General features: G+C 69.4%; 20 protein-coding genes. 8 read left to right on the forward strand and 12 right to left on the reverse strand.

Annotated features, from left to right (window positions below; genetic code table 11):
* Window positions 1-56: 56 nt before the first annotated feature.
* Genes V3W46_RS06995 through V3W46_RS07005 form a run of 3 tightly spaced genes read right to left on the reverse strand, consistent with a single transcriptional unit; the run spans window position 57 to window position 2574 of the window.
* Window positions 57-641, reverse strand: coding sequence for a DUF1697 domain-containing protein (locus V3W46_RS06995; protein WP_331782370.1), 585 nt, complete (start codon window positions 639-641; stop codon window positions 57-59).
* Between the two features lies 1 nt (window position 642).
* Window positions 643-2280, reverse strand: coding sequence for an ABC-F family ATP-binding cassette domain-containing protein (locus V3W46_RS07000; RefSeq protein ID WP_331782371.1), 1638 nt, complete (start codon window positions 2278-2280; stop codon window positions 643-645).
* Between the two features lie 30 nt (window positions 2281-2310).
* Window positions 2311-2574 carry a hypothetical protein gene (locus V3W46_RS07005; protein ID WP_331782372.1) on the reverse strand — a complete coding sequence of 88 codons (264 nt, stop codon included), beginning with the start codon at window positions 2572-2574 and terminating at the stop codon, window positions 2311-2313.
* A 95-nt stretch (window positions 2575-2669) separates the two neighbouring features.
* On the opposite strand from V3W46_RS07005, the gene V3W46_RS07010 reads away from it, so the two are divergent.
* The 3 genes from V3W46_RS07010 to V3W46_RS07020 are packed head-to-tail and all read left to right on the forward strand — an operon-like array spanning window position 2670 to window position 6876.
* Window positions 2670-5567, forward strand: coding sequence for a phosphatidylglycerol lysyltransferase domain-containing protein (locus V3W46_RS07010; RefSeq protein WP_331782373.1), 2898 nt, complete (start codon window positions 2670-2672; stop codon window positions 5565-5567).
* 59 nt (window positions 5568-5626) lie between these two features.
* Window positions 5627-6631 (forward strand): aldo/keto reductase family protein, encoded by a 1005-nt coding sequence (locus V3W46_RS07015; protein ID WP_331782374.1) that lies wholly within the window; start codon window positions 5627-5629, stop codon window positions 6629-6631.
* An 8-nt stretch (window positions 6632-6639) separates the two neighbouring features.
* On the forward strand, window positions 6640-6876 hold the full coding sequence (locus V3W46_RS07020) for a hypothetical protein (RefSeq protein WP_331782375.1): 237 nt from the start codon (window positions 6640-6642) through the stop codon (window positions 6874-6876).
* Window positions 6877-6880: 4 nt separating this feature from the next.
* Here V3W46_RS07020 and V3W46_RS07025 read toward each other — a convergent pair whose 3' ends face one another.
* The 4 genes from V3W46_RS07025 to V3W46_RS07040 all read right to left on the reverse strand — a co-directional run bounded on the left by V3W46_RS07025 (window position 6881) and on the right by V3W46_RS07040 (window position 10903).
* Entirely contained in the window at window positions 6881-7798 is a 918-nt protein-coding gene (locus tag V3W46_RS07025) for an oxygenase MpaB family protein (protein WP_443069949.1), read from the reverse strand.
* Window positions 7799-7938: 140 nt separating this feature from the next.
* Window positions 7939-8472, reverse strand: coding sequence for an isoprenylcysteine carboxyl methyltransferase family protein (locus V3W46_RS07030; RefSeq protein ID WP_331782376.1), 534 nt, complete (start codon window positions 8470-8472; stop codon window positions 7939-7941).
* Entirely contained in the window at window positions 8469-9554 is a 1086-nt protein-coding gene (locus tag V3W46_RS07035; protein WP_331782377.1) for a type III polyketide synthase, read from the reverse strand. The genes V3W46_RS07030 and V3W46_RS07035 overlap by 4 nt, the downstream gene beginning before the upstream one ends.
* Window positions 9555-9628: 74 nt before the next feature.
* A complete protein-coding gene (locus V3W46_RS07040) occupies window positions 9629-10903 on the reverse strand; it encodes an MFS transporter (RefSeq protein WP_331782378.1) in 1275 nt (424 codons plus the stop codon).
* 53 nt (window positions 10904-10956) lie between these two features.
* Here V3W46_RS07040 and V3W46_RS07045 point away from each other — a divergent pair, with 53 nt between their 5' ends.
* The gene (locus V3W46_RS07045; protein WP_331782379.1) at window positions 10957-11625 is read left to right on the forward strand and encodes a GntR family transcriptional regulator; all 669 of its coding nucleotides are present in this window, start codon (window positions 10957-10959) and stop codon (window positions 11623-11625) included.
* A gap of 138 nt (window positions 11626-11763) precedes the next feature.
* Here the strand turns inward: V3W46_RS07045 and V3W46_RS07050 are convergent, their stop codons facing one another.
* Complete coding sequence (locus V3W46_RS07050; RefSeq protein WP_331782380.1) at window positions 11764-12375, reverse strand: GNAT family N-acetyltransferase; 612 nt, start codon at window positions 12373-12375, stop codon at window positions 11764-11766.
* 71 nt (window positions 12376-12446) lie between these two features.
* Here V3W46_RS07050 and V3W46_RS07055 point away from each other — a divergent pair, with 71 nt between their 5' ends.
* Both V3W46_RS07055 and V3W46_RS07060 read left to right on the forward strand, forming a co-directional pair.
* Window positions 12447-13007, forward strand: a complete 561-nt coding sequence (locus V3W46_RS07055; protein ID WP_331782381.1) for a TIGR03086 family metal-binding protein — start codon at window positions 12447-12449, stop codon at window positions 13005-13007.
* 1 nt (window position 13008) lies between these two features.
* Window positions 13009-13992 (forward strand): SDR family oxidoreductase, encoded by a 984-nt coding sequence (locus V3W46_RS07060; protein ID WP_331782382.1) that lies wholly within the window; start codon window positions 13009-13011, stop codon window positions 13990-13992.
* Between the two features lie 34 nt (window positions 13993-14026).
* On the opposite strand, the gene V3W46_RS07065 is transcribed toward V3W46_RS07060, so the two are convergent.
* Complete coding sequence (locus V3W46_RS07065) at window positions 14027-14884, reverse strand: LysR substrate-binding domain-containing protein (RefSeq protein WP_331782383.1); 858 nt, start codon at window positions 14882-14884, stop codon at window positions 14027-14029.
* 271 nt (window positions 14885-15155) lie between these two features.
* On the opposite strand from V3W46_RS07065, the gene V3W46_RS07070 reads away from it, so the two are divergent.
* Entirely contained in the window at window positions 15156-16442 is a 1287-nt protein-coding gene (locus tag V3W46_RS07070) for an MFS transporter (RefSeq protein WP_443069952.1), read from the forward strand.
* Window positions 16443-16528: 86 nt separating this feature from the next.
* Complete coding sequence (locus V3W46_RS07075) at window positions 16529-17185, forward strand: DUF1345 domain-containing protein (RefSeq protein WP_331782385.1); 657 nt, start codon at window positions 16529-16531, stop codon at window positions 17183-17185.
* A 65-nt stretch (window positions 17186-17250) separates the two neighbouring features.
* Here V3W46_RS07075 and gatB read toward each other — a convergent pair whose 3' ends face one another.
* From gatB to gatC, 3 genes are read right to left on the reverse strand one after another with little or no spacing between them, the layout of a single operon-like run.
* A complete protein-coding gene (gene gatB, locus V3W46_RS07080) occupies window positions 17251-18765 on the reverse strand; it encodes an Asp-tRNA(Asn)/Glu-tRNA(Gln) amidotransferase subunit GatB (protein ID WP_331782386.1) in 1515 nt (504 codons plus the stop codon).
* Window positions 18765-20348 (reverse strand): Asp-tRNA(Asn)/Glu-tRNA(Gln) amidotransferase subunit GatA, encoded by a 1584-nt coding sequence (gatA, locus tag V3W46_RS07085; RefSeq protein WP_331782387.1) that lies wholly within the window; start codon window positions 20346-20348, stop codon window positions 18765-18767. The genes gatB and gatA overlap by 1 nt, the downstream gene beginning before the upstream one ends.
* Window positions 20345-20731 carry an Asp-tRNA(Asn)/Glu-tRNA(Gln) amidotransferase subunit GatC gene (gene gatC, locus V3W46_RS07090; protein ID WP_331782388.1) on the reverse strand — a complete coding sequence of 129 codons (387 nt, stop codon included), beginning with the start codon at window positions 20729-20731 and terminating at the stop codon, window positions 20345-20347. The genes gatA and gatC overlap by 4 nt, the downstream gene beginning before the upstream one ends.
* Window positions 20732-20925: the final 194 nt, after the last annotated feature.

Genomic DNA, 20925 nt, shown 5'->3' on the forward strand with positions numbered 1-20925 from the left:
GGCACCGGCTTGGACGCCCAGCTCGCTGCACGCTTCGCCTCTGCCACCCCCCAAGTTTACGAGCCGCCGCCGACATTCGAGCGTTCGTGCACCATCGCCCTCAGCTTCTCGACGGTGTTGACGTTGCGCGCGGTGTAGGTGATGCCCAGCTGGCGCCAGAACGAGGCCGGCACCTTCGACTTCGAGATGCCGTTCGGGCACCAGTTGTACACGGCGTTCGGCCCGACCGTGAGTATCTCGGGCAGCAGGGCGTCGGGGTCGGGCAGCACCAGGTCTTTCGAGGCCAGGGCGGCACGGGCATCCGGTGTCGGCGGAACGTAGGCCACGACGAGCTTCGACGGGTCGGTGCCGACCTCGAGCAGTGGATTCTCGGCGGTGATGGTCTCGAACTGCTCGGCGGCGAGAATGACGAAGCCGGCGGCGAACCCGGCGACCCGCTCGAACTCGGCCTCGATCGCAGCGGTGTCGGCCGCGGTGAGGCGGCGGCCCGACACGAACACCACGTTCCCGCTGCGCAGCAGGGTGCCGACCGAGGTGAAGCCGAGGGTCTCGAAGACGGCCCTGAAGTCGGTCATGCTCACCGCGTGTGCGGTGCCGACGTTGATTCCGCGCACCAGGCCGACGTACACGTGGTCTGTCACGTCAGAGCTCTGTCACGATTCCGTCGGCGACGTTCAGCCGGCGGGTGAGCGAGACCGTGTCGAGCATCCGGCGGTCGTGGGTGACCAGCAGCAGGGTTCCGTCGTACGAGTCGAGCGCCTGCTCGAGCTGCTCGATGGCCGACAGGTCGAGGTGGTTGGTGGGCTCGTCGAGCACGAGCAGGTTCACACCCCGCGCCTGCAGCAGTGCGAGGGCGGCGCGGGTGCGCTCGCCCGGCGAGAGCGTCGACACGGGCCGGTCGACGTGGTCGGCCTTCAGCCCGAACTTCGCCAGCAGCGTGCGCACCTCGGGGACGGGCTGGTCGGGCATCTGCGCGGCCACGGCGTCGACGAGGGGTTCGTCGCCCTCGAGCAACGACCGGGCCTGGTCGATCTCGCCGATCGCGACGCTGCGACCGAGACTGGCGGTGCCGTCGTCGGGCACCTGCGTGCCGAGCAGCAGCCGCAGCAGCGTCGACTTGCCGGCGCCGTTCGGGCCGGTGATGCCCACCCGATCGCCGCCATCGATCTGCAGCGTCACGGGGCCCAGCGTGAACGAGCCCTGGCGGGCGGTCGCCGCGCCGAGCGTCGAGACGACGGCGCTCGACCGCGGGGCCTGGCCGATGCTGAACTGCAGCTGCCACTCTTTGCGCGGTTCATCGACCTCGTCGAGCCGGGCGATGCGACTCTCCATCTGGCGCACCTTCTGGGCCTGCTTCTCGCTCGACTCGGCGGCCGCTCGGCGACGGATCTTGTCGTTGTCGGGCGCCTTCTTGAGGGCGTTTCGAACACCCTGAGACGACCACTCGCGCTGGGTGCGGGCCCGCCCCACGAGGTCGGCCTTCTTCGCGGCGAACTCGTCGTAGTCGTCGCGGGCGTGGCGACGAGCGGTCGCCCTCTCTTCGAGAAACGACTCGTAGCCGCCGTTGTAGACGCCGATGCTGTTCTGGGCCAGGTCGAGTTCGACCACCGTCGTCACACAGCGGGCCAGGAACTCGCGGTCGTGCGACACCAGCACGACGCCGCCACGGAGGCCGCGCACGAACGATTCCAGCCGGGCGAGGCCGTCGAGATCGAGGTCGTTCGTGGGCTCGTCGAGCAGAACGAGGTCGAAGCGCGAGAGCAGCAGGGCGGCGAGGGCCACGCGTGCGGCCTGCCCGCCCGAGAGCCCTGTCATGGCGGCGGCCGGGTCGGCGGTCAGGCCCAGGTCGGCGAGGGTGACCGGCAGGCGCTCATCGAGATCGACGGCACCGCTGGCGAGCCAGCGATCAAGCGCCGCCGAGTACTCGTCGGCGGCCGCGGGGTCGTCTGAGCCGAGGGCGAGGGAGGTGCGCTCGAGCTCGGCCGTGGCCTCGGTGCACCCGGTACGGCGGCCGATGTACCCGGCCACGGTCTCACCTGGGATGCGCTCGTGCTCCTGGGGCAACCAGCCGACGAAGGCGTCGGGCGGCGCCAGCGAGACGGTGCCGTCGAGCGGAGCATCCACCCCCGCCAGCAACCGCAGCAGTGTCGTCTTGCCGGCGCCGTTGGCTCCCACGAGCCCGACGACATCGCCGGGAGCGACGGTGAGGTCGAGCCCCGCGAACAGCACGCGGTGCCCGTGCCCGCCCGACAACCCTTTCGCGACGAGAGTCGCGGTCACCCGTTCGCCCCCGCGAGGGTCAGCCCGAGGTCAGCGACCATGTTCGGCGAGAATCTGGTCGACGTCGATCGAGGCGAGCAGGGCGCGCCAGTCGACGGCCCGCGCGGCGGCCTCGGCGTCACGCTCGGCGTAGACCTTGCCGTTGCGATGCACCACGACGCCGGCGGGCACCAGCGCGTTCAGCCGCGCGAGAACGGCGTCGTCGACCGCCTCGGTGTCGAAGTCGGCGCCGACGGTGGCGTAGTAGTCGGCCGAGACGGTGTACGAGACAGTGGTGATTTCGACTTCGCTCATGCGCTCCAGACTACCGCCGTGCCCGGCCCTACTATGGTGAGAGTCGAGGTGACCGGCTCGCGGGGCTGCCGGCCGAACAGAACAAGGGGCGAACAGTGGACCAGTGGCTGGCAACGATTCCGCCGGTTCTCATCATTCTCGTCGTGGCCGGCTTCGTCGCCATCGAGAGCGTCGGTGTGCCGCTGCCCGGCGAGACGGTGTTGATCGCCGCCACCCTGGTGTCGCTCGACGGCCACATCTCACCGTGGCTGGTGTGGGGCGCGGCCGTGGTCGGGGCGGTGGTGGGCGACTCGATCGGCTACCTCATCGGCCATCGCTTCGGGGTTCGCCTGCTCACCGTGGGAGCACGCCGCTTTCCACAGCGCTTCGGGCCAGAACGCATCCATCGCGCCATCGCCGCAATGAACCGCTGGGGCGCCCTGGCCGTGATCGGCGGCCGGTTCGTCGCCGTGCTGCGCATTCTCGTCGGCCCCCTCGCCGGCACGCTCCGGATGCCCTACCGCCGGTTCCTCGCAGCGAACGTGGTCGGCGCCATCCTCTGGTCGGGCGCGGTGGTGTTGATCGTGTCGATGCTCGGCCAGGCCGCCATCGAGATCATCCACCAATTCGCCTGGGTCGCCCTGCTGCTCGTGCTGGTGGCGATCGTCGTGGTCGCCATCGTGGTGGTGTACCGCACCCGACGGGCGCCGGCGGTCGAACTCGCCGCCGTGGAGGGTGCCTCCGGCACCGGCGGGCCGGGCACCGCCGGGCCCGGCACCGCCGAGGCCGGCACCGGCGCACTCGAGATCGGCGACCTCTTCCTCGACGACGGCAGCCTCAGCCCCCTGGCCGCCCGCGCAGGAATGGTCGACGGCCAGACCGGCATCGCCAACGTACCCGGGCTGGCCGGGGTGTCGGGTCTCGCCGGGGTCGCACAGGCGGCCGGCGTCGTCTTCCGCCCGGTCGGCCGCACCATCCGCCGTTTTCCGTTCACCACCGGCCTGTTCGGCGTCTTCCTCATCGTCGGCATCGCGACCGGCGCGCTGTGGAATCCGGTGCATCAGCAGCCCTGGTACCAGAGCATCGCCTACGGCGTTCCGTCGTTCCTCGCCGGCCAGTGGTGGACGCTGGTCACCGGCACCTTCTTCTCGCAGATCCCCCTGCACTACTCCCTCATCCTCGTCGGGCTGATCGTCGGCGTCGGCTGGGCCGAGCGCGCCTTCGGCTCCCGCCGGGCATTCGGCATCTTCGCCGGCGGCCAGATCGTGGCCGTGGTCGGCAGCCTCTTCTTCCTGCTCGCCGCGCGCTCGTTCGACAGCCCCTGGGCCGACCATCTGGGCACCCAGTACGACGTCGGTCCGTCGGGCGGCATGCTCGCCTGCCTGGCCGCCGCCATGATCACCCTGCGAGCGCCGTGGCGCCTGCGCGCCCAGTTCGCCCTGTTCGCAGCCGTGACGGTGGCGCTCATCTACATCGGGTCGCTCGCCGACATCGAGCACTTCTTCGGAGTCGTCGGCGTCATGGTCGTCGCCCCGTTCATCCAGGGCTTCCACCGCAAGCGGGGCCGGCCGTCGATGCGCGAGTGGCGCATCCTTGCGTTCGCAGGTCTCGTGATCCTGGCGGTGGTCGAGATCATCGGCACCCTGCTGCCGAGCGACGACCCCGGCACCAGCACATCGTCGGGCGCCAGCACCTGGGTCGACGTGCTGATCGACGTCGTGATCATCGCACTCATCGCCAACGGAATCCGGCAGGGCTTCCGGCTGTCGTGGGTCATCGCCGTGCTGCTCGGCCTGTTCAACGTGATCGAGTTCGTGGGGCTCGCCGCGTACGCCATCATCGCGGTCGACTTTCCGCCCGCCCTGTTCGAAGCCATGACCAACTCGTCGCTGTGGATCGCTCTGCTGGTCATCCTGTGGCTCGGTCGCGGCGCCTACCGCGTGCCGTGGCGGCGTTCGAGGCGTGTCGTCAGGCAGACGGATGCCCAGAAGAGCCCGCTCGAGATTCTGACCGACGACGGCGGCGGCACCCTCTCGTGGATGACCATGTGGAAGGCGAACTCGTACTTCGTCACCGCCGACGGCGACAGCTTCGTGGCCTACCAGCGCCACTCGGGCGTCGCGATCGCCCTCGGTGACCCGGTGGGGCCGCCAGAGAAGCTGCAGCAGACCATCGCCGAGTTCGTGGCCGAGTGCGAGCGCATCGGCCTTGCACCCTGCTTCTTCTCGGTCTCTGACCTCACCCTCACGGAGGCGCCCGACAGCTGGACCCACCTGCAGGTCGCCGAAGACACCATCATCGACCTGCCCACTCTCGAAATGGCGGGCAAGCGCTGGCAGCCCATCCGCTCGGCCATCAACCGTGCCACCCGCGAGAAGATCACCTTCAGAATGACGACACTGGCCGACGAGCCGTGGTCGATCGTGTCGCAGGTGCGCGCGATCTCTGAGGAGTGGGTGGGCGACAAGGCCCTGCCCGAGATGGGCTTCACACTGGGCGGGGTGGATGAGGCACTCGATCCGCACGTCAAGACCGCCCTCGCGCTCGACGAGAACGACGCCGTGCAGGGAGTGCTGTCGTGGCTGCCGGTGTACGGTGACAGCGTCGAACCGGGCGAGCAGGTCATCAAGGGCTGGACCCTCGACCTGATGCGCCGCAAAGACGACGGCTTCAAGCCGGTGATGGAGTTCTTGATCGCCTCGTCGTGCCTGCACTTCCAGCAGGAGGGGGCGCTGTTCGTGTCGCTCTCGGGGGCTCCCCTGGCGCACGCCGACGACGCCGGCGAGCCGAGCGGCATCGACGCTGTGCTCGACTCGCTGGGCAAGATCCTCGAGCCGCTGTACGGATTCCAGTCGCTGCACAACTTCAAGACCAAGTTCAACCCGCGCTACGAGCGCATGAGCCTGCTCTACCGCGACGAGGCCGACCTGCCGAAGATCGCCCTGGGGCTGACCCGGGCGTTCCTGCCGAACGAGTCGCTGCTCGGCATCGCCCGCATGGGGCTGCAGCGCTGAGCGAGGGCCGTGACGCGGATGCGTGAGGCCGGGCATCCGGTGGCGGCTACGCTGGAAGCATGGAATTCAGGTACCTCGGCAACAGCGGACTCAAGGTTTCGGAGATCACGTACGGCAACTGGCTGACCCACGGGTCGCAAGTCGAGAACGAGGTCGCCCGCGAGTGCGTGCAGGCCGCCCTCGACGCCGGCATCACCACCTTCGACACCGCCGACGCCTACGCGAACACTGCAGCAGAGAAGGTGCTCGGCAAGGCGCTGCGGCACGAGCGGCGGTCGTCGCTGGAGATCTTCACCAAGGTCTACTGGCCCACCGGGCCGAAAGGCCCGAACGACACCGGTCTCAGCCGCAAGCACATCATGGAGTCGATCGACGGCTCGCTGACGCGGCTGCGAACCGACTACGTCGACCTCTATCAGGCGCACCGCTACGACTACGAGACGCCGCTGGAGGAGACGATGACGGCCTTCGCCGACATCGTGCGCGCCGGCAAGGCGCTGTACATCGGCGTGAGCGAGTGGACGGCCCCCCAGCTGCGCGAGGCGCACGGGCTGGCTTCGAAGCTCGGCTTTCAGCTGGTCTCGAACCAGCCGCAGTACTCCGCGCTCTGGCGCGTGATCGAGACCGAGGTCGTGCCGGCCTCTGGAGAGCTCGGAATCTCGCAGATCGTCTGGTCGCCCGTGGCCCAGGGCGTGCTGACCGGCAAGTACAAGCCCGGCCAGCAGCTGCCCGAGGGCTCGCGTGCCACCGACACGAAGGGCGGCGAAGACACCATCAAGCGCTGGCTGAGCGACGAGGTGCTCACGGCCGTGCAGAAGCTCGAGCCGATCGCGTCTGACGTCGGGCTGACCATGGCTCAGCTGGCGGTGGCGTGGGTGCTGCAGAACCCGAACGTCGCCTCGGCGATCATCGGCGCCTCGAAGCCCGAGCAGGTCGCGTCGAACGTCGCCGCGGCCGGGGTGACGCTCGACGCCGAGGTGCTGGCGCGCATCGACGAGGCGCTCGGCGACGTCGTCGAGCGCGACCCCGCCAAGACCACGTCGCCCGCGACCCGAGTGGCCTAGGCGCCGGGATGGATCGCGCGACCCGTTTCTCGCTGCTCGGCCTCGGCGGCTCGTTCGTCGTGGTGGTCGTCGCCGTGATCGACGCGCTGACGCACGGCGTCTACGGCACCGTGCTGCTGATCGTGATGCTGGCCGCGATCGTGTTCGCGCTGGTGATGATCGTGTCGGCGCGACTCGAACGGCGGCGGGTGCGCAAGCTGGCAGAGCCGCCGAAGCCGATGCCGCCGACGATGCGGCTGCGCTGACGGGTCAGGCGGCCGACTCGGCCAGCCGGTCGAGGCGCCGCCGCGCGGCCAGCTCACTCGGTCCGCGCCCGGTACCGAGCATGTTGCCGATGACCTTCAAGACGAGACGGGTCGAACCCACGGTCGGCAGCGCGACGGGGCCCAGCCGTGTGGGGCTCAGGCCGAGCATCCGGCGGTATTCGTCGGGAATCGACGCCACGGCACCGTCGAACAGCACGCGATAACCCGGCATCATCGACCGCGCGAGCGGTGGCCGGCGCAAGAACTTCACGGTCTCGGCGACTCGTTCGTCGCTCTTCAGGATGCCCGCCTCGACAAAGGCGTGCAACTGGTCGCGCAGCTCGGCCTCTGACCGCGGCGGGTTCGGCACCCCCATCAGTTCGCCGGCCTTCGCCCACTCGCGAACGTAGGCGTCGGGGCCGCCCGGAATCGGATCGCTCCAGAGCTTCGCCGTGGCGAGGAACGAGTCGGTGAAGGCCAGGTGCACCCAGCTGAGCAGTTCGGGGTCGTTCGCGGCGTAGGGGCGTTCGAGGCCCTGCGCGTCGATGTAACTGCCGACCACCCGCTCGTGCAGCCGCAGCACCCAGTTCGACGCCGAGACGGCGGTGGCGGTGTCGGCGTAGGTGACCGTGAAGATCCAGCGGATGGTGCCGGCCAGCCGGCCGAGCGGGTCTTCGCGGTAGCGCGACCAGTCGTGCACGCCGGCGAGGGCGCCCGGGTGCAGGGCCTGGATGAGCAGCGCCCGAACGCCGGCCACGATCGTCGCCGTCTGGCCATGCACGGCCCAGGTCGCCGAGCCCGGGGCGAAGAAGCCCGCGTCGTCACCCTGGTCGAGCGCCAGCACCCAGTCGGGCGGCCCGTCGAGCTGCCCGGTGAACGTCGACCGCAGGCGGTTGCGCATGCTCTCGGGAAAGATACTCACCCGTCAAGTCTGTCGCCGCCGGATGCCCGTGCCGCCCCCTTGACGCCGAACTCCCAGCGCCTCCGCAGGCCGTCGGGTCTCGACCGGGCTCGCGGCTCGACCGGGCTCGCGGCTCGACCGGGCTTACGGCCCCGCGGGGCTCAGGGCTCGACCGGCGCCTGCGCCACACCGAACGCCAACGCCTTCTCCTCCACCGGAATGCGGAACCGCAGCAGCAGCACGAGGTTGACGACCGTGAAGACCGCGGCGGTGATCCAGGCGTTGTAGACCAGTGGTAGCGCGATGCCCTCGGCGATCACCGCGACGTAGTTGGGGTGGTCGAGCAGCCGGTACGGCCCGCGGCGCACCAGCGGCAGGCCGGGAACCACGATCACCCGGGTGTTCCAGCGCCTGCCGAGCGAGGCGATGCACCACCAGCGCAACGCCTGGCAGGCCAGCGCCACCACGAGCATGGTGTAGCCGAGCCACGGCGTGAACGGCCGTTGCAGCAGAAAGACCTCGGCCAGGCAGGCCACCAGCATCGCAGTGTGCAGCGTGACCATGAACGGAAAGTGCCCGCGACCGAACTCGACGCCCCCGTGGCGGAAGGCCCACGCGGCGTTCTTCGCCGAGACGCCCAGTTCGACGAACCGCTCGGCCCCGGTGGCGAAGATCAGCACCGCGTACCAGATCACTGGCCGGCGGCCTCCGGCCACTTCAGCAGAACGATCTCGGCGCAGACCCCCGGGCCGAGCGCGAAGAGCAGGCCCAGGTCGCCCTGGCCGAACCGCTGCAGCTCGAGCGTCTCGGCGAGCACATGCAGAATGGATGCCGACGACATGTTGCCCTTCTCGGCCATCGACTTCCAGCTCACGTCGAGAGCGCCCTCGGGCAGCCCCAGTGCCGACGAGAACGAATTCAGTACGCGGGGGCCGCCCGGATGCGCCATCCACACCTCGATGTCGCTGACGCCGAGCCGGTGCTCGGTGAGCAGCCCCACCACGTCGTTGTCGAAGTGTTCGTCGATCACGTCGGCCACGCCGGCCGTGAGCACGATGCGAAAGCCGCTCTCGCTCGGGTTGAAGCCGAGCACCTCACGGGTGCCGGGGTACAGCCGGCTGCGGGTGTCGATGACGTCGGGACCGGTCACAGGCATGCCCCTCGCCCGCTCGGCGCCCACCATGACCACGGCGGCAGAGCCGTCGCCGAACAGCCCGCTCGCGACGAGGTTGCCCATGGAGTCGTCGCCGCGCTGCACCGTGAGCGAGCAGAGCTCGACCGAGATCAGCAGCCCCACCTCGCCGGGGTGACCGCAGAGGTAGTCGTTCACGCGGGCGATGCCCGCCGCACCGGCGACACAGCCGAGGCCGAACATCGGCATGCGCTTGACGTCAGAGCGGAAACCCATGCGCAAGGCCAGCAGGGCATCCACCGACGGCGCCGAGATGCCGGTGACCGAGGTGAAGACGATGAAGTCGACGTCAGAGGGCACGAGGCCGGCCTTGTCGAGCGCGCCCTGCACGGCCTCCTCTGCGAGATCGACGGCTGCGACGATGAAGGTGTTGTTCGCCAGCGTGAAGTTCAGGTCGCTGTCTTTGTACCAGTCGTACGGCATCACCAGGTGGCGACGATCGACCTTGCTGTTGGCATGCAGTCGGCGAACAAGGGCCATCTTGGTGGGGTTGTTCGTGATGATGGGGCCCAGCAGTTCCGTGATTTCGGATTGCGGGTACGAACGTGGGGGAAAGGCAGCGGCAACTCCCGCGATACGTGGCATTTTTGCACGGTACCACGCTCAGCGAGGGTTACTTCACCGCGCCTCGGTTCGGCCCGTCATTGTTCACGAGAGGCTCAGAGTCTTTTTCCTGAGCGCCTGTCGACGATGGGAACGAGGGGTATGGCGACGAGTGGCAGGACGGCGGTCAGGGCGAAGGCAGTGGCGAACCCGAAAGCCCCGATCAGGGCGCCCATCGTGGGTGCAGTGGCGGCTGCGGCGACGAACTGGGCGGTGTTCTGCGCCCCCAGCGCGCGGCCCGACCAGCGGCTGCCCGCGATCTCGGCGACGGCGGTGAAGGCGAGACCGTTGTCGGCGACGGTGATCGCAGACGCCACGATCACCACCAGCGCGGCGATCGCCGACAGCCCCCACCAGTCGGTCAGCGCCAGCACGATCATGATGGCACTGGCGCCTCCCGCCACCACTCGCAGCGGAACCATGCGGCTGCCCACCCGGTCGCTGACCAGGCCGACGACGATGCGGCCGAGGGCGCCGACGAACTGCGCCACCCCGACGACGATGCCGGCCGCGAGCGGCTGCCAGCCCTCGTCGGTGATCAGCCAGACGAGGGCGAAGGTCGAGATGACGAACTGCGGAAAGACGAGCAGCACCGAGACGCCGTGGATGCGCCACAGCAGCGACGACTCCCGATAGGGGTTCGGCGCCTTCTGTCCCGCCGGCAGCACGTCGTGCGGGTGCCGTCTCGGGTCGACGATGAACGCGGCGCTCGTCACGGCGGCCACGGCGGTGACGAGGAACGGGAAGAGCAGCGCGGCACCCAGCCCGTGCGCGGCGGCCAGGGGCGGCACGACGATGGCGGCCGCCGCCACCCCGAGCGGCTGCGCCATCTGGCGGATGCCCATGGCGAGCCCTCGCCGGTTCGCCGGAAACCAGCCGACCACCAGGCGCCCTCCGGCTGCGTTGGCGCTCGCCGCGCCCATGCCGCCGACCAGCAGGAACAGCGCGGTCGACACCAGGTCACTCGACAGCAGGGCGCCCAGGGCGGCCGCCGCCGTGATGGTGAGCCCGGCCGCGATCACCCAGTGCTCCCCCACCCGGTCGGCGAGCGCACCCCAGAGAATCAGGGTCAGCACCATTCCGACCGATGGCGCGGCAACGACCAGCCCGGCCTCGGCCAGCGACAGGCCGCGCTCGCCGTGCAGCAACGGAACGAGGAATGCCGGGGTGCTCACCGCGATCGTGCCCGCCACCTGCGCGAAGAGTCCGAGCGCCAGCATGAACCACGGGCGAGGGCCGAGACGGCCCGTCGCCTCGGCGGTGGGGGCGGTGGCCGCTGTCGCGGCGGTGCCGGCGGTGCCGGCGTTAGGCGCTCTTCCGCGGTCTGGCATTCGATCTCCTTTGGTATACCACCACGGTATACCAGAGTTGCTACAGTGTGTGCATGACCGAGAAGTCGCAGACCGCCCTCATCTACGAGAAACTGCGGGAGGGCATCCTGAGCCTGGCGATGAGCCCAGGCGAACGGCTGACCGAACGGGCCCTCGAAAGCGAGCTGCAGGCCTCACGAACACCCGTTCGTGCGGCCCTGACGCGGCTCGAGGCCGAGGGCCTGGTGCAGCGCGACGGGCGGGGATTCATCGTCGCCCCGATCGACCTCGCCGAGATCGCCGCGCTGCTCGAGTTTCGCGAGGTCGTCGAGGCGGCCGGCGTGCGACTGGCCTGCGAACGAGCGGCCGACGCCGAGCTCGAGGCGCTGGATGCCCGGCTGCTCTCGTTCGATGCGAGCGGCTCGGGCGAGCAGAGCCACCGCATGGGCACCGACTTCCACGTCGAGCTGGTGCGGCTGTCGCAGAACGCCTTTCTCACCGCGGCGGCCGAGAGTTCGATGACCCGGCTGTCACGAACACGCTGGCTCGAGGTGCAGACCGAAGCCTCCAGGGCTCTCGCGATGAGTGAACACCGGGCCGTGCTGGCCGCGGTGCGGGCGCGGGATGCCGAACGGGCCGTGTCGCTGCTGACCGGGCACATCCGCAGCACTCGCGACCGGTTGCTCGATGCGCTCGGCTCTGACGTGCGCGGGTGGCGGGCGCGCGGGGTGGCGATCGTCTGACGGCGATCGTCTGACGGCGATCGTCGGGTGCGATCGGTGGCGGGCCTGTGCGACCGGCGACCGGCCTGTGCGATCGGCGACCGGCCCGTGCGCCGGTCCGTACGACCGGCCCAGGGCGGTCAGGAACCGGGGTCTGAGTCAGACCCGGGCCGCGAGCAGGCTGACCACGACAGAGCCGCCCTTGGTGGCCTGTTGGCCCACCTCCTCGAAGCCGAGCCGGTGGTGGAAGCGCAGCGAGCCGGGGTTCGGCGGCTCGAGGTTCACCTCGCAGAACACCTCGGCCACACCGGCCGCGCGGGCCGCCTCGAAGACCGCCGCGTAGAGCATGGCGCCGATGCCCCGGTCGCGAGCGCCGTCGGCGACCACAATGCGGTCGACGTACAGAAAGTCGTTCGAGCGGGCCGAGAACCAGCGGTAGTTCTCGCTCTCGTAGGCGGCGCCCGGCAGCAGGGTGAGCACGAAGCCGAGGAGGGGTACGGCGGCGGCGGCCGGGCCGGCGGCGGCCGCGGCGGAGCCCGTCGGGGCGGCGGCCGGGGCGGCGGCGGCGACGGCGGAGCCCGTCGGGCCGGCGGCGGGTGCGTCGCCAGTGGCTCCAGCGTCGTCGACCACGGCGAAGCCGGCGTGCGCCACGGCGAGGATGCCCGCCAGCTCGTCGGCGTCGAGCAGATTGACGGCCGGCACGGCCGGGGTGTTCAGGGCGAGCATCCGGGGTGCGTCATCCGGTCGCACCAGTCGGGTTCGAAGAGTCACCTCTCGAAACTACACGGCGGAATGGATGGGCCACGGCGGGGCTTTAGTCTTGAGAAAGAACGGGAGTGCCAATGAGCATCGACTGGATCAGCCTCCATCAAACGGCTCACGACGAATTCAGCGCACGGCTGGCGGCGGTCACCGACTGGTCGGCCCCGACGCCCGACACCGACTGGAACACCCACCAGCTCGTGCAGCACGTCATCGAAGAGCAGCAGTGGGTTCCGCTGCTGCTCGAGGGGCGCACGGTGCGGCAGGCGCAGCCGTACATCCGGGCGCTCGGCGACGACCTCATCGCCGAATGGCACCGCTACTCGTCGGCCGCGGCCTCGGCGTGGTCGAAGGCCGACCCCGAGACGCCGGTGCACGTGTCGTACGGCACGATCCCCGCGCGCGAGTACCTCGCCGAGCAGGTGTCTGACGTGACCATCCACACCTGGGATCTGGCGCGCGCTACACACTCGCCCGACGAGCTCGACAGCGGGCTGATCGAGGCGGTGTACACCGTGTTCGAGCCGCAGAAAGACACGCTCGAGGCCAGCGGACTGTTCGCCTCGCCCGTGCCGATCGCCGACGACGCTCCCCTGCAGTCGCGGCTGCTGGCGCTCACCGGGCGCGACGACAGGGTCTAGCGTGGCGCGCACCCCCACGATTCCCCGGCCCGACCTGCGCGGGCGGCGCGCCCTGGTGACGGGCGGCAACTCGGGGCTCGGCTTCGAGACGGCGAAGTGGCTGCTGGCAGCGGGCGCCGACGTCACGATCACGGCGCGGTCGGCCGAGAAGGGCGCGGAGGCCGTGCGGCGGCTCGAGGGCGGGGCGGGTGCGGGCACGGGCGCGAGCGGCGGCGCGGCCGTCGGCGGCGGCGCGGGCACGGGCAGCGTGCGAGTGCTGCCGCTCGACCTGGCGAACCTCGGGTCGATCGCGGCACTCGCGGGCGAAGTCGTCGAGGGCGGGCATCCGCTCGACCTGCTGTTCAACAATGCGGGAGTGATGGCGGTTCCCCGCCGCACGCTCACCGACGACGGGTTCGAGCTGCAGTTCGGCACCAACCACCTCGGGCACTTCGCCCTCACCGGGCGCCTGATGCCGGCGCTGCTGCGGGCCGACGCGCCGCGGGTCATCACCATGTCGAGCATCATGCACTGGATCGGGCGCATCGACTTCGAAGACCTGCAGGGCGAGAGCAGTTACAGCGCGTGGGGCGCCTACGGGCAGTCGAAGCTCGCCAACCTGATGTTCGCCAAAGAACTCGCCCGGCGCAGCGACTCGATCGGCTGGCAGGTTCTGAGCGTGGCGGCGCACCCCGGCTTCAGCCGCACCAACCTGCAGTCGTCGGGACCGAACCTCGGGCGGTCGAAGCCATCACGCTTTTCGACCATACTGAACCGGATGCCCGGCATGACCCAGGCGGCCGCCGAGGGTGCTCTGCCCGAGCTGTTCGCGGCGACCAACCCCGAAGCGCTCGGTGGCGACTACTTCGGGCCCTCGGGTCTGTTCGAACTCACCGGTGAGCCGACGTTCGCGCACTTCGCGCGGCGGGCAGAGAACGGGAAGCAGGGCGCGCTGCTGTGGCAGCGCTCGGAGGAGCTGACGGGCGTCGAGTTTCCGCGCGACTGACCTTCCTCGCGCCGCGCGACCTCGCGCCGCGCGGTCAGGGGGCGGGGCGGTTCAGGGGGCGGCCCATGATGGCCGTGGTCAGGGCCTCGATGGGCGAGGCCGCCGCCGCGGGGTTCGCGAGCAGGCGGAAGTCGACGTGGCCGAGCTCGGGCAACCCGAAGCGCGGCCCGACGGTGACCAGGTCGTCCGGAATCAGCGACTGCGGAAACACGGCCACCCCGATGCCCGCCCGCACCGCCGCCAGCACCCCGTTCACCTCACGGGTGTTGCAGGTGATGCGCCACGTGCGACCCGCCGCCTCCAGCGCGTCGATGGCGCTCTGCCGGCTGATGCTCGGTGCCTGGTACGCGATGAGCGGCACCGGCGCCCCCGGCTCGATGATGGTTTTCGGTTGACCCACCCACACCAGCGTGTCGCGCTTCACCAAGGCTCCCTCGTCAGAGTCGGCCATGCGTTTGATGAAGATGAGGTCGAGCCGTCCGCTCTTCAGCTGCCGGTACAGCGGGGGGCTCTGGTTCACTGTCAGCTCGAGGTTGATCTGCGGGTAGAGCTGCCTGAAGTGCCGCAGGATGCGCGGCAGCTGGGTGATCGCGAGGTCGTCGGCGGCTCCGAACCGCAGCCTGCCGCGCATCGCCGACCCGCTGAAGTACGCCTCGGCCGCCGAGTGCGCCGCCAGGATGCTGCGCGCGAACCCCGCCATCGCGTCGCCGTTGTCGGTCATCCGCACGTCTCGGGTGTCTCTGGCGACCAACTGCCTGCCTGCGGCCTCTTCGAGCTTACGAATGTGCTGGCTGACCGTCGGCTGGCTCACACCGAGCCTCTGTGCCGCGCCGGTGAAGCTGTGGGTCTCGGCGACGGCGAGGAAGGTGGTGAGCAGCACCGGGTCGAACATCGACTGGCCTCGTATTCGATAACGTAATGGGAGTAATAGTCTCAATTTAGCAAGACTATGACTGCGGCCGCGATACCGTCGAGTGATACCACCCATTACTACGTAACTTAGGTCTTGCTCTGTGACTGTTCCGCCGCCCACCCGCCCCATCAGCATCATCCGCCCCGCTCCCCCCACCGCCCCCGCCGCTCCCGCCGTCTCCCGCACCGCCCCCGCGTCATCCGCCTCGGCCGCTGAACCCACCACATCCGCCGCACCCGCGACCGCCCCCATCGCCGTCGTGCAGCAGCGGCCGCCGTGGCGCGACACCCTCGTGGCCCTGCGCATCCGCAACTACCGGCTCTTCACCATGTCGAACATGGTCTCGATGACGGGCACATGGATGCAGCGCATCGCTCAAGACTGGCTCGTACTCGAGCTGACCGGCAGTGTCACCGCCGTCGGCATCACGGTAGCTATGCAGTTCACGCCGATGCTCCTGTTCGGGCTGTTCGGGGGCGTCTTCGTCGACCGCCACAACCGCCGCCTGCTGCTCATCGCAACTCAGGTCTGCCTCTTCGTGCTCGCTGCGGCTCTCGCCCTGCTGACGCTCACCGGCGTGGTCGAGGTGTGGCAGGTGTACATCATCGCGTTTCTGGTCGGCATGGTCACTGTGGTCGACAACCCGTCGCGGCAGGTCTTCGTCAACGAGCTCGTCGGGCCGAAATACCTGCACAACGCCATCGCCATCAACTCGTCGGTGTTCCAGCTGGGTGGGCTCATCGGTCCGGCCATCAGCGGGGCGCTGCTCGTCGCGGTGGGGGCCGGATGGTCGTTCGCCATCAATGCGGTCAGCTGCCTGTTTGTCGTGGGCGCGCTGCTCATGCTGCGCGTGACCGACCTGCACAGGAGCACACCCGCTGTGCGGGCCCCGGGGCAGCTTCGCGAGGGCCTTCGTTACGTGGTGTCGAAGCCTTCGATTCTCTGGACCATGGTCATGATGGCCGTGCTGTCGCTCTTCACCTTCTCGATGCCGGTTCTGCTGGCTGCGTTCGCGAGTGCGGTGTTCAACGTGGGAGCGGGCGGGTATGGGCTGTTCAACACCCTGCTCGCCGTCGGCGCCTTCACCGGGGCAATCGCCTCGACCCGTCGCATGGGCATCCGGTTACGCACGGTGATCGCAACGGCCGCGCTGTTCGGCGGCCTGCAGGCGTTGGCGGGGTTGATGCCCAACCAGATCTTCTTCTCGGTCGTGCTGGTCGGGGTGGGGTTCGCGAACCTGCTCTTCATCACCGGGGCGAACTCCCTCGTACAGATCTCGTCGAACATGGCCGTTCGCGGCCGGGTGATGAGCGTCTATGTACTCGTACTGCTCGGCGGGCAGGCCATCGGCGGGCCATTCATGGGGTTCATCGTCGAGACGTTCGGCGCCCACAAGGCGATGGCGGTGTCGGGGCTCGCGCCGGTCGTGGCCGCCGCTGTGATCGGGGCGATCCTCGCCAAGCAGGGGCGACTTCGGGTACGGCTCACGCTGCGTTCGGCGCCGCATTTCGTGAGCATCGTGCGCGCAGAGGAATGACACGTTCTGCGTAGCTTCGACATGAGAGAACTCGAAGAGGGTTCGGTTGGGCATCCATTCGGCGAGGCGCATGCGAAGATCAGACCGTGAGCACCACGACCCCCTCCTTACCCCTCATGCGCCGGTCGGCCACGCGGGCGGCCATCATGCTGGTCGTCGGGGTGGTGGCAGGGCTCATCGCCGGCATCACCACCCAGTGGACCGACGCGGCCGTCGTCGGCTGGATCTGCGCCGCCCTCGTGTACAACATCTGGACCTGGGCCCGCACCCACAAGAAGGATGCCGCCGACACCGAGAAGCACGCGACGCGCGAAGACCCCTCACGCGCCACCGCCGAACTGCTGCTGCTGCTCGCGAGCCTGGGCAGCATCGCCGCGGTGGTGGTGGTCATTCTGGGGTCGAGCGACGACCACGGAATCGACAAATTTGGCGCGGGAGCCCTCGGCGTGCTGAGCTTGACGCTCTCGTGGGTGCTCGTGCACAACCTGTTCACGTTGCGGTACGCCTCGATCTACTACCGCGGAACGCCGGGCGGGGTCGACTTCAACCAGAAGGAGAACCCGCGGTACAGCGATTTCTACTACCTGGCCTTCACGATCGGCATGACGTACCAGGTCTCTGACACCACGTTTCAGACCAGCGAATTCCGGGCTCAGGCTCTTCGCCACGCCCTGTTGTCGTACCTCTTCGGCGCGGTCATTCTGGCCTCAGCCATCAACCTCGTCGCGGGGCTGGCCAGCTGACCCTTGCGACGCGGCCCGATCTCGGCGCGGAGGCGCTCTGACGCGGCTGCGGGCGGCACCATGTCTTAGGCGCTTGCGCGCTCCAACACGAGCTCGCGCACGCGTGCGGCGTCGGCCTGGCCCTTCATGGCCTTCATGACGGCCCCGATCACGGCACCGGCAGCCTGCACCTTGCCGTCGCGAATCTTGGCGAGAACATCCGGTTGTGCCGCCAGCGCCTCGTCGATGGCCGCGATGAGCGCACCGTCGTCAGACACCACCGCGAGCCCGCGGCCGGCCACGACCTCGTCGGGTGTGCCCTCGCCCTCGATGACGCCCTCGAGCACCTGCCGCGCGAGGCGGTCGGTGAGGGTGCCGTCGTCGACCAGCGCGATGAGCTCGGAGACGTGCAGCGGCGAGACCAGCGTCGAGGCATCGACCCCGCGCTGGTTGGCGACGCGGGCGATCTCGCCCGTCCACCACTTGCGCGCAGACTGAGCGGATGCCCCGGCCTTCGTCGTCTCGACGATCTCGGTCAGCAGGCCCGAGTTCACCACGTCCTGGAACTCGAGGTCGGTGAACCCCCAGTCGGCCTTCAGCCGCCGACGCCTCGCGACCGGAGCCTCCGGCAGCGCCGCCCGCAGCTCGTCGATCAGCTCAGGGCTCGGCACCACGGGCAGCAGGTCGGGCTCGGGGAAGTACCGATAGTCGTCGGCGTCGCTCTTCGGGCGCCCGGCAGAGGTCTGGCCGGTGTCTTCGTGCCAGTGCCGGGTCTCCTGGATGATCGTTCCGCCGTTCGACAGGATCGCGGCCTGCCGCTGGATCTCGTAGCGGATCGCCCTCTCGACCGACCGCAGCGAGTTCACGTTCTTCGTCTCGGTTCGCGTGCCGAGCTTGGCCGGGGCCCCCCCCGGCGCGGTACGCGGGCGCAGCGAGATGTTCGCGTCGCAGCGCAGGTTGCCGCGCTCCATCTTCGCGTCTGAGATGCCGAGCGCCACCACGATGTCGCGGATCGTCGACACGTACGCCTTCGCCAGCTCGGGCGCATCGCCCCCGGCGCCGTAGATGATGTCGGTCACGATCTCGACCAGCGGCACACCGGCACGGTTGTAGTCCACGAGCGAGTACTCGGCGCCCTGGATGCGGCCCGTGGCCCCGCCCACGTGCGTGAGCTTGCCCGCGTCTTCCTCCATGTGCGCGCGTTCGATCGGCACGGTGAAGAGGCGGCCGTCGGGCAGTTCCACCTCGACCGAACCCGTGAACGCGATGGGCTCGTCGAACTGTGAGATCTGGTAGTTCTTCGCCAGGTCAGGGTAGAAGTAGTTCTTGCGCGCGAAGCGCGAGGAGGGGGCGATCGAGCATCCGAGAGCCAGCCCCAGGCTGATCGCGTACTTCACCGCCTGCTCGTTCACCACCGGCAGCGACCCCGGCAGGCCGAGGTCGACGGGCGTGACGTTCGTGTTCGGCTCGCCGCCGAAGAAGTTCGGGGCGTCAGAGAACATCTTCGTCTTGGTGTTCAGCTCGACGTGCACCTCGAAACCGAGCACGGGTTCGTAGAGTTCGATGGCCTTGTCGTAATCCATCAGCTCGGGCTTGGCCATCAGACAGCACCTTCTTCAGACGCGAACATTTCTTGCGGGGCGAGGTCGGGGGCTTCGGCGAGCAACGGATGCCCCCACTTCTCTTCGAGCAGCGCCTCGAGTGTGGCGCCGAGCTTGTAGAGCCGCGCATCCTCTCGGGCGGGTGCCATGAACTGGATGCCCACCGGCAGCCCGTCTTCGGGAGCGAGCCCGACGGGCAGGCTGATGCCGGGCACGCCCGCGAGGTTGGCGGGAATCGTGGTGAGGTCGTTGAGGTACATCGCCAGCGGGTCGTCGAGCTTTTCACCGAGCTTGAACGCGGTGGTGGGCGCACTGGGGCTGACCAGCACATCGACGTCGGCGAACACCCTCGCGAAGTCGCGCTGGATGAGCGTGCGCACCTTCTGGGCCGAGCCGTAGTACGCGTCGTAGTAGCCCGCGCTGAGCGCGTAGGTGCCGAGGATGATGCGGCGCTTCACCTCGGGCCCGAAGCCGGCCTCGCGGGTCGCCGACATGACGTCTTCGACCGTTCCGCCGCCGGGCGGGTTGACGCGCAGGCCGAAGCGCACGGAGTCGAACTTCGCCAGGTTGCTCGAGGCCTCGGCGGGCAGGATGAGGTAGTAGGCCGAGATCGCGTACTCGAAGCTCGGTGTGCTGACCTCGACGACCTCGGCGCCGGCTGCCGTGAGCAGCGCGACCGCTTCGTCGAAGCGCTGCGTGACTCCGGCCTGGAAGCCGTCGCCCTGCAACTCCTTGACCACGCCGACCTTCAGGCCCTTCAGGCTCCGCGTCGCGGCCCCCTCGCGGGCGGCGGCGGCGAAACTCGGCCAGGTGTCTGTGAGGCTCGTCGAGTCGCGGGGGTCGTGCCCGCCGATCACGTCGTGCAGCAGTGCGGCATCCAGCACCGTACGGCTGACCGGACCCACCTGGTCGAGGCTCGAGGCGAGGGCGATGGCGCCGTAGCGGCTCACTCCCCCGTAGGTCGGCTTGACGCCGACGCTGCCGGTGACGGCCGCGGGCTGGCGGATCGAGCCGCCGGTGTCGCTGCCGAGCGCGAGCGGCGCCTCGAAGGCCGCCACGGCCGCGGCCGAGCCGCCGCCGGAGCCGCCGGGGATGCGGTCGAGATCCCACGGGTTGTGCGTGGGGCCGTATGCCGAGTGCTCGGTCGAGGAGCCCATGGCGAACTCGTCCATGTTGGTCTTGCCGAGCGGAATCAGGCCGGCGCGGCGCAGCCTGGCGACCACCGTCGCGTCGTACGGCGGAACCCAGCCCTCGAGAATCTTCGAGCCCGCGGTCGACGGCATGTCGATGGTGCACAGAACGTCTTTGATGGCGATCGGAACCCCGGCGAGCTCGCTGCCGGCGCCGCCTCGGCTGCTGCCGTTCTGGTCGTCGGTCAGGTCACCGGATGCCCGGCGAGCGTCGATCGCGCGGGCGGTCGCCCGCGCCTGCTCTGCCGCGACGTGCAGGAACGCGTGCACGTCGGGCTCGACGGCCGCGATGCGGTCGAGGTGGGCATCCACTGCTTCAAGGCTGCTGACCTCTCTGGTGCGCAGCTTTTCGGCGAGGTCAGACGCGGTGAGGCGGGTCAGGTCGTGGCTCACTGCTCTTCTCCCAGAATGGCTGACACGCGAAAGCGGCTGCCGTCGTGCTCGGGCGCGCCCGAGAGCGCCTGCTCCTGCGTGAGCGTCTCGCCGACGACGTCTTGACGGAACACGTTCTGCAACGGAATCGGGTGGCTCGTCGCGGGCACATCGGGTGTTGCGACTTCGGTCACCTTCGCGACGTTGTCGACGATCGCCACCAGTTCGCCGGTGAGCTTCGTGATCTCGGCGTCGGTGAGGTGGATGCGCGCAAGCCCGGCCAGGTGCTTGACTTGGGCGGCCGTGATCTCGCCCGGTGCCGTCGCTCCGTCGGCAGGTGCCGGGCGGCTGTTGGCGCTCGTCGCCGGGCGAACGCTCTCGCTCGAGGGTGTTTCGATAGACATGCGACTCCGTACTGCTGCGTTGTTCGTGCTGGGTTGCTGGCTGCCGCGCGATTGGGCGCCGGCGAAGTGTTGGGGGCGGCGCAGCCTGGCGCCGGGAACCCATCAAGTGTATTCGGTGCCGCCGACCGGCGTGGGCCCGGTGGGTGGCGCCTCTGGCTGATGCGTGCTTCGGGTCAACAGGTCAGGTCGCGGGT

The sequence above is a fragment of the Subtercola sp. YIM 133946 genome (assembly GCF_036553535.1).
Taxonomy (GTDB): domain Bacteria; phylum Actinomycetota; class Actinomycetes; order Actinomycetales; family Microbacteriaceae; genus Subtercola.

What these genes read in the sequence shown, in the direction of transcription:
- V3W46_RS07005 (WP_331782372.1), bottom strand. Translation starts at nt 2,574, where the DNA reads ATGAGCGAAGTCGAAATCACCACTGTCTCGTACACCGTCTCGGCCGAC.
- V3W46_RS07015 (WP_331782374.1), top strand. Translation starts at nt 5,627, where the DNA reads ATGGAATTCAGGTACCTCGGCAACAGCGGACTCAAGGTTTCGGAGATC.
- V3W46_RS07020 (WP_331782375.1), top strand. Translation starts at nt 6,640, where the DNA reads ATGGATCGCGCGACCCGTTTCTCGCTGCTCGGCCTCGGCGGCTCGTTC.
- V3W46_RS07035 (WP_331782377.1), bottom strand. Translation starts at nt 9,554, where the DNA reads ATGCCACGTATCGCGGGAGTTGCCGCTGCCTTTCCCCCACGTTCGTAC.
- V3W46_RS07040 (WP_331782378.1), bottom strand. Translation starts at nt 10,903, where the DNA reads ATGCCAGACCGCGGAAGAGCGCCTAACGCCGGCACCGCCGGCACCGCC.
- V3W46_RS07045 (WP_331782379.1), top strand. Translation starts at nt 10,957, where the DNA reads ATGACCGAGAAGTCGCAGACCGCCCTCATCTACGAGAAACTGCGGGAG.
- V3W46_RS07055 (WP_331782381.1), top strand. Translation starts at nt 12,447, where the DNA reads ATGAGCATCGACTGGATCAGCCTCCATCAAACGGCTCACGACGAATTC.
- V3W46_RS07065 (WP_331782383.1), bottom strand. Translation starts at nt 14,884, where the DNA reads ATGTTCGACCCGGTGCTGCTCACCACCTTCCTCGCCGTCGCCGAGACC.
- gatB (WP_331782386.1), bottom strand. Translation starts at nt 18,765, where the DNA reads ATGGCCAAGCCCGAGCTGATGGATTACGACAAGGCCATCGAACTCTAC.
- gatC (WP_331782388.1), bottom strand. Translation starts at nt 20,731, where the DNA reads ATGTCTATCGAAACACCCTCGAGCGAGAGCGTTCGCCCGGCGACGAGC.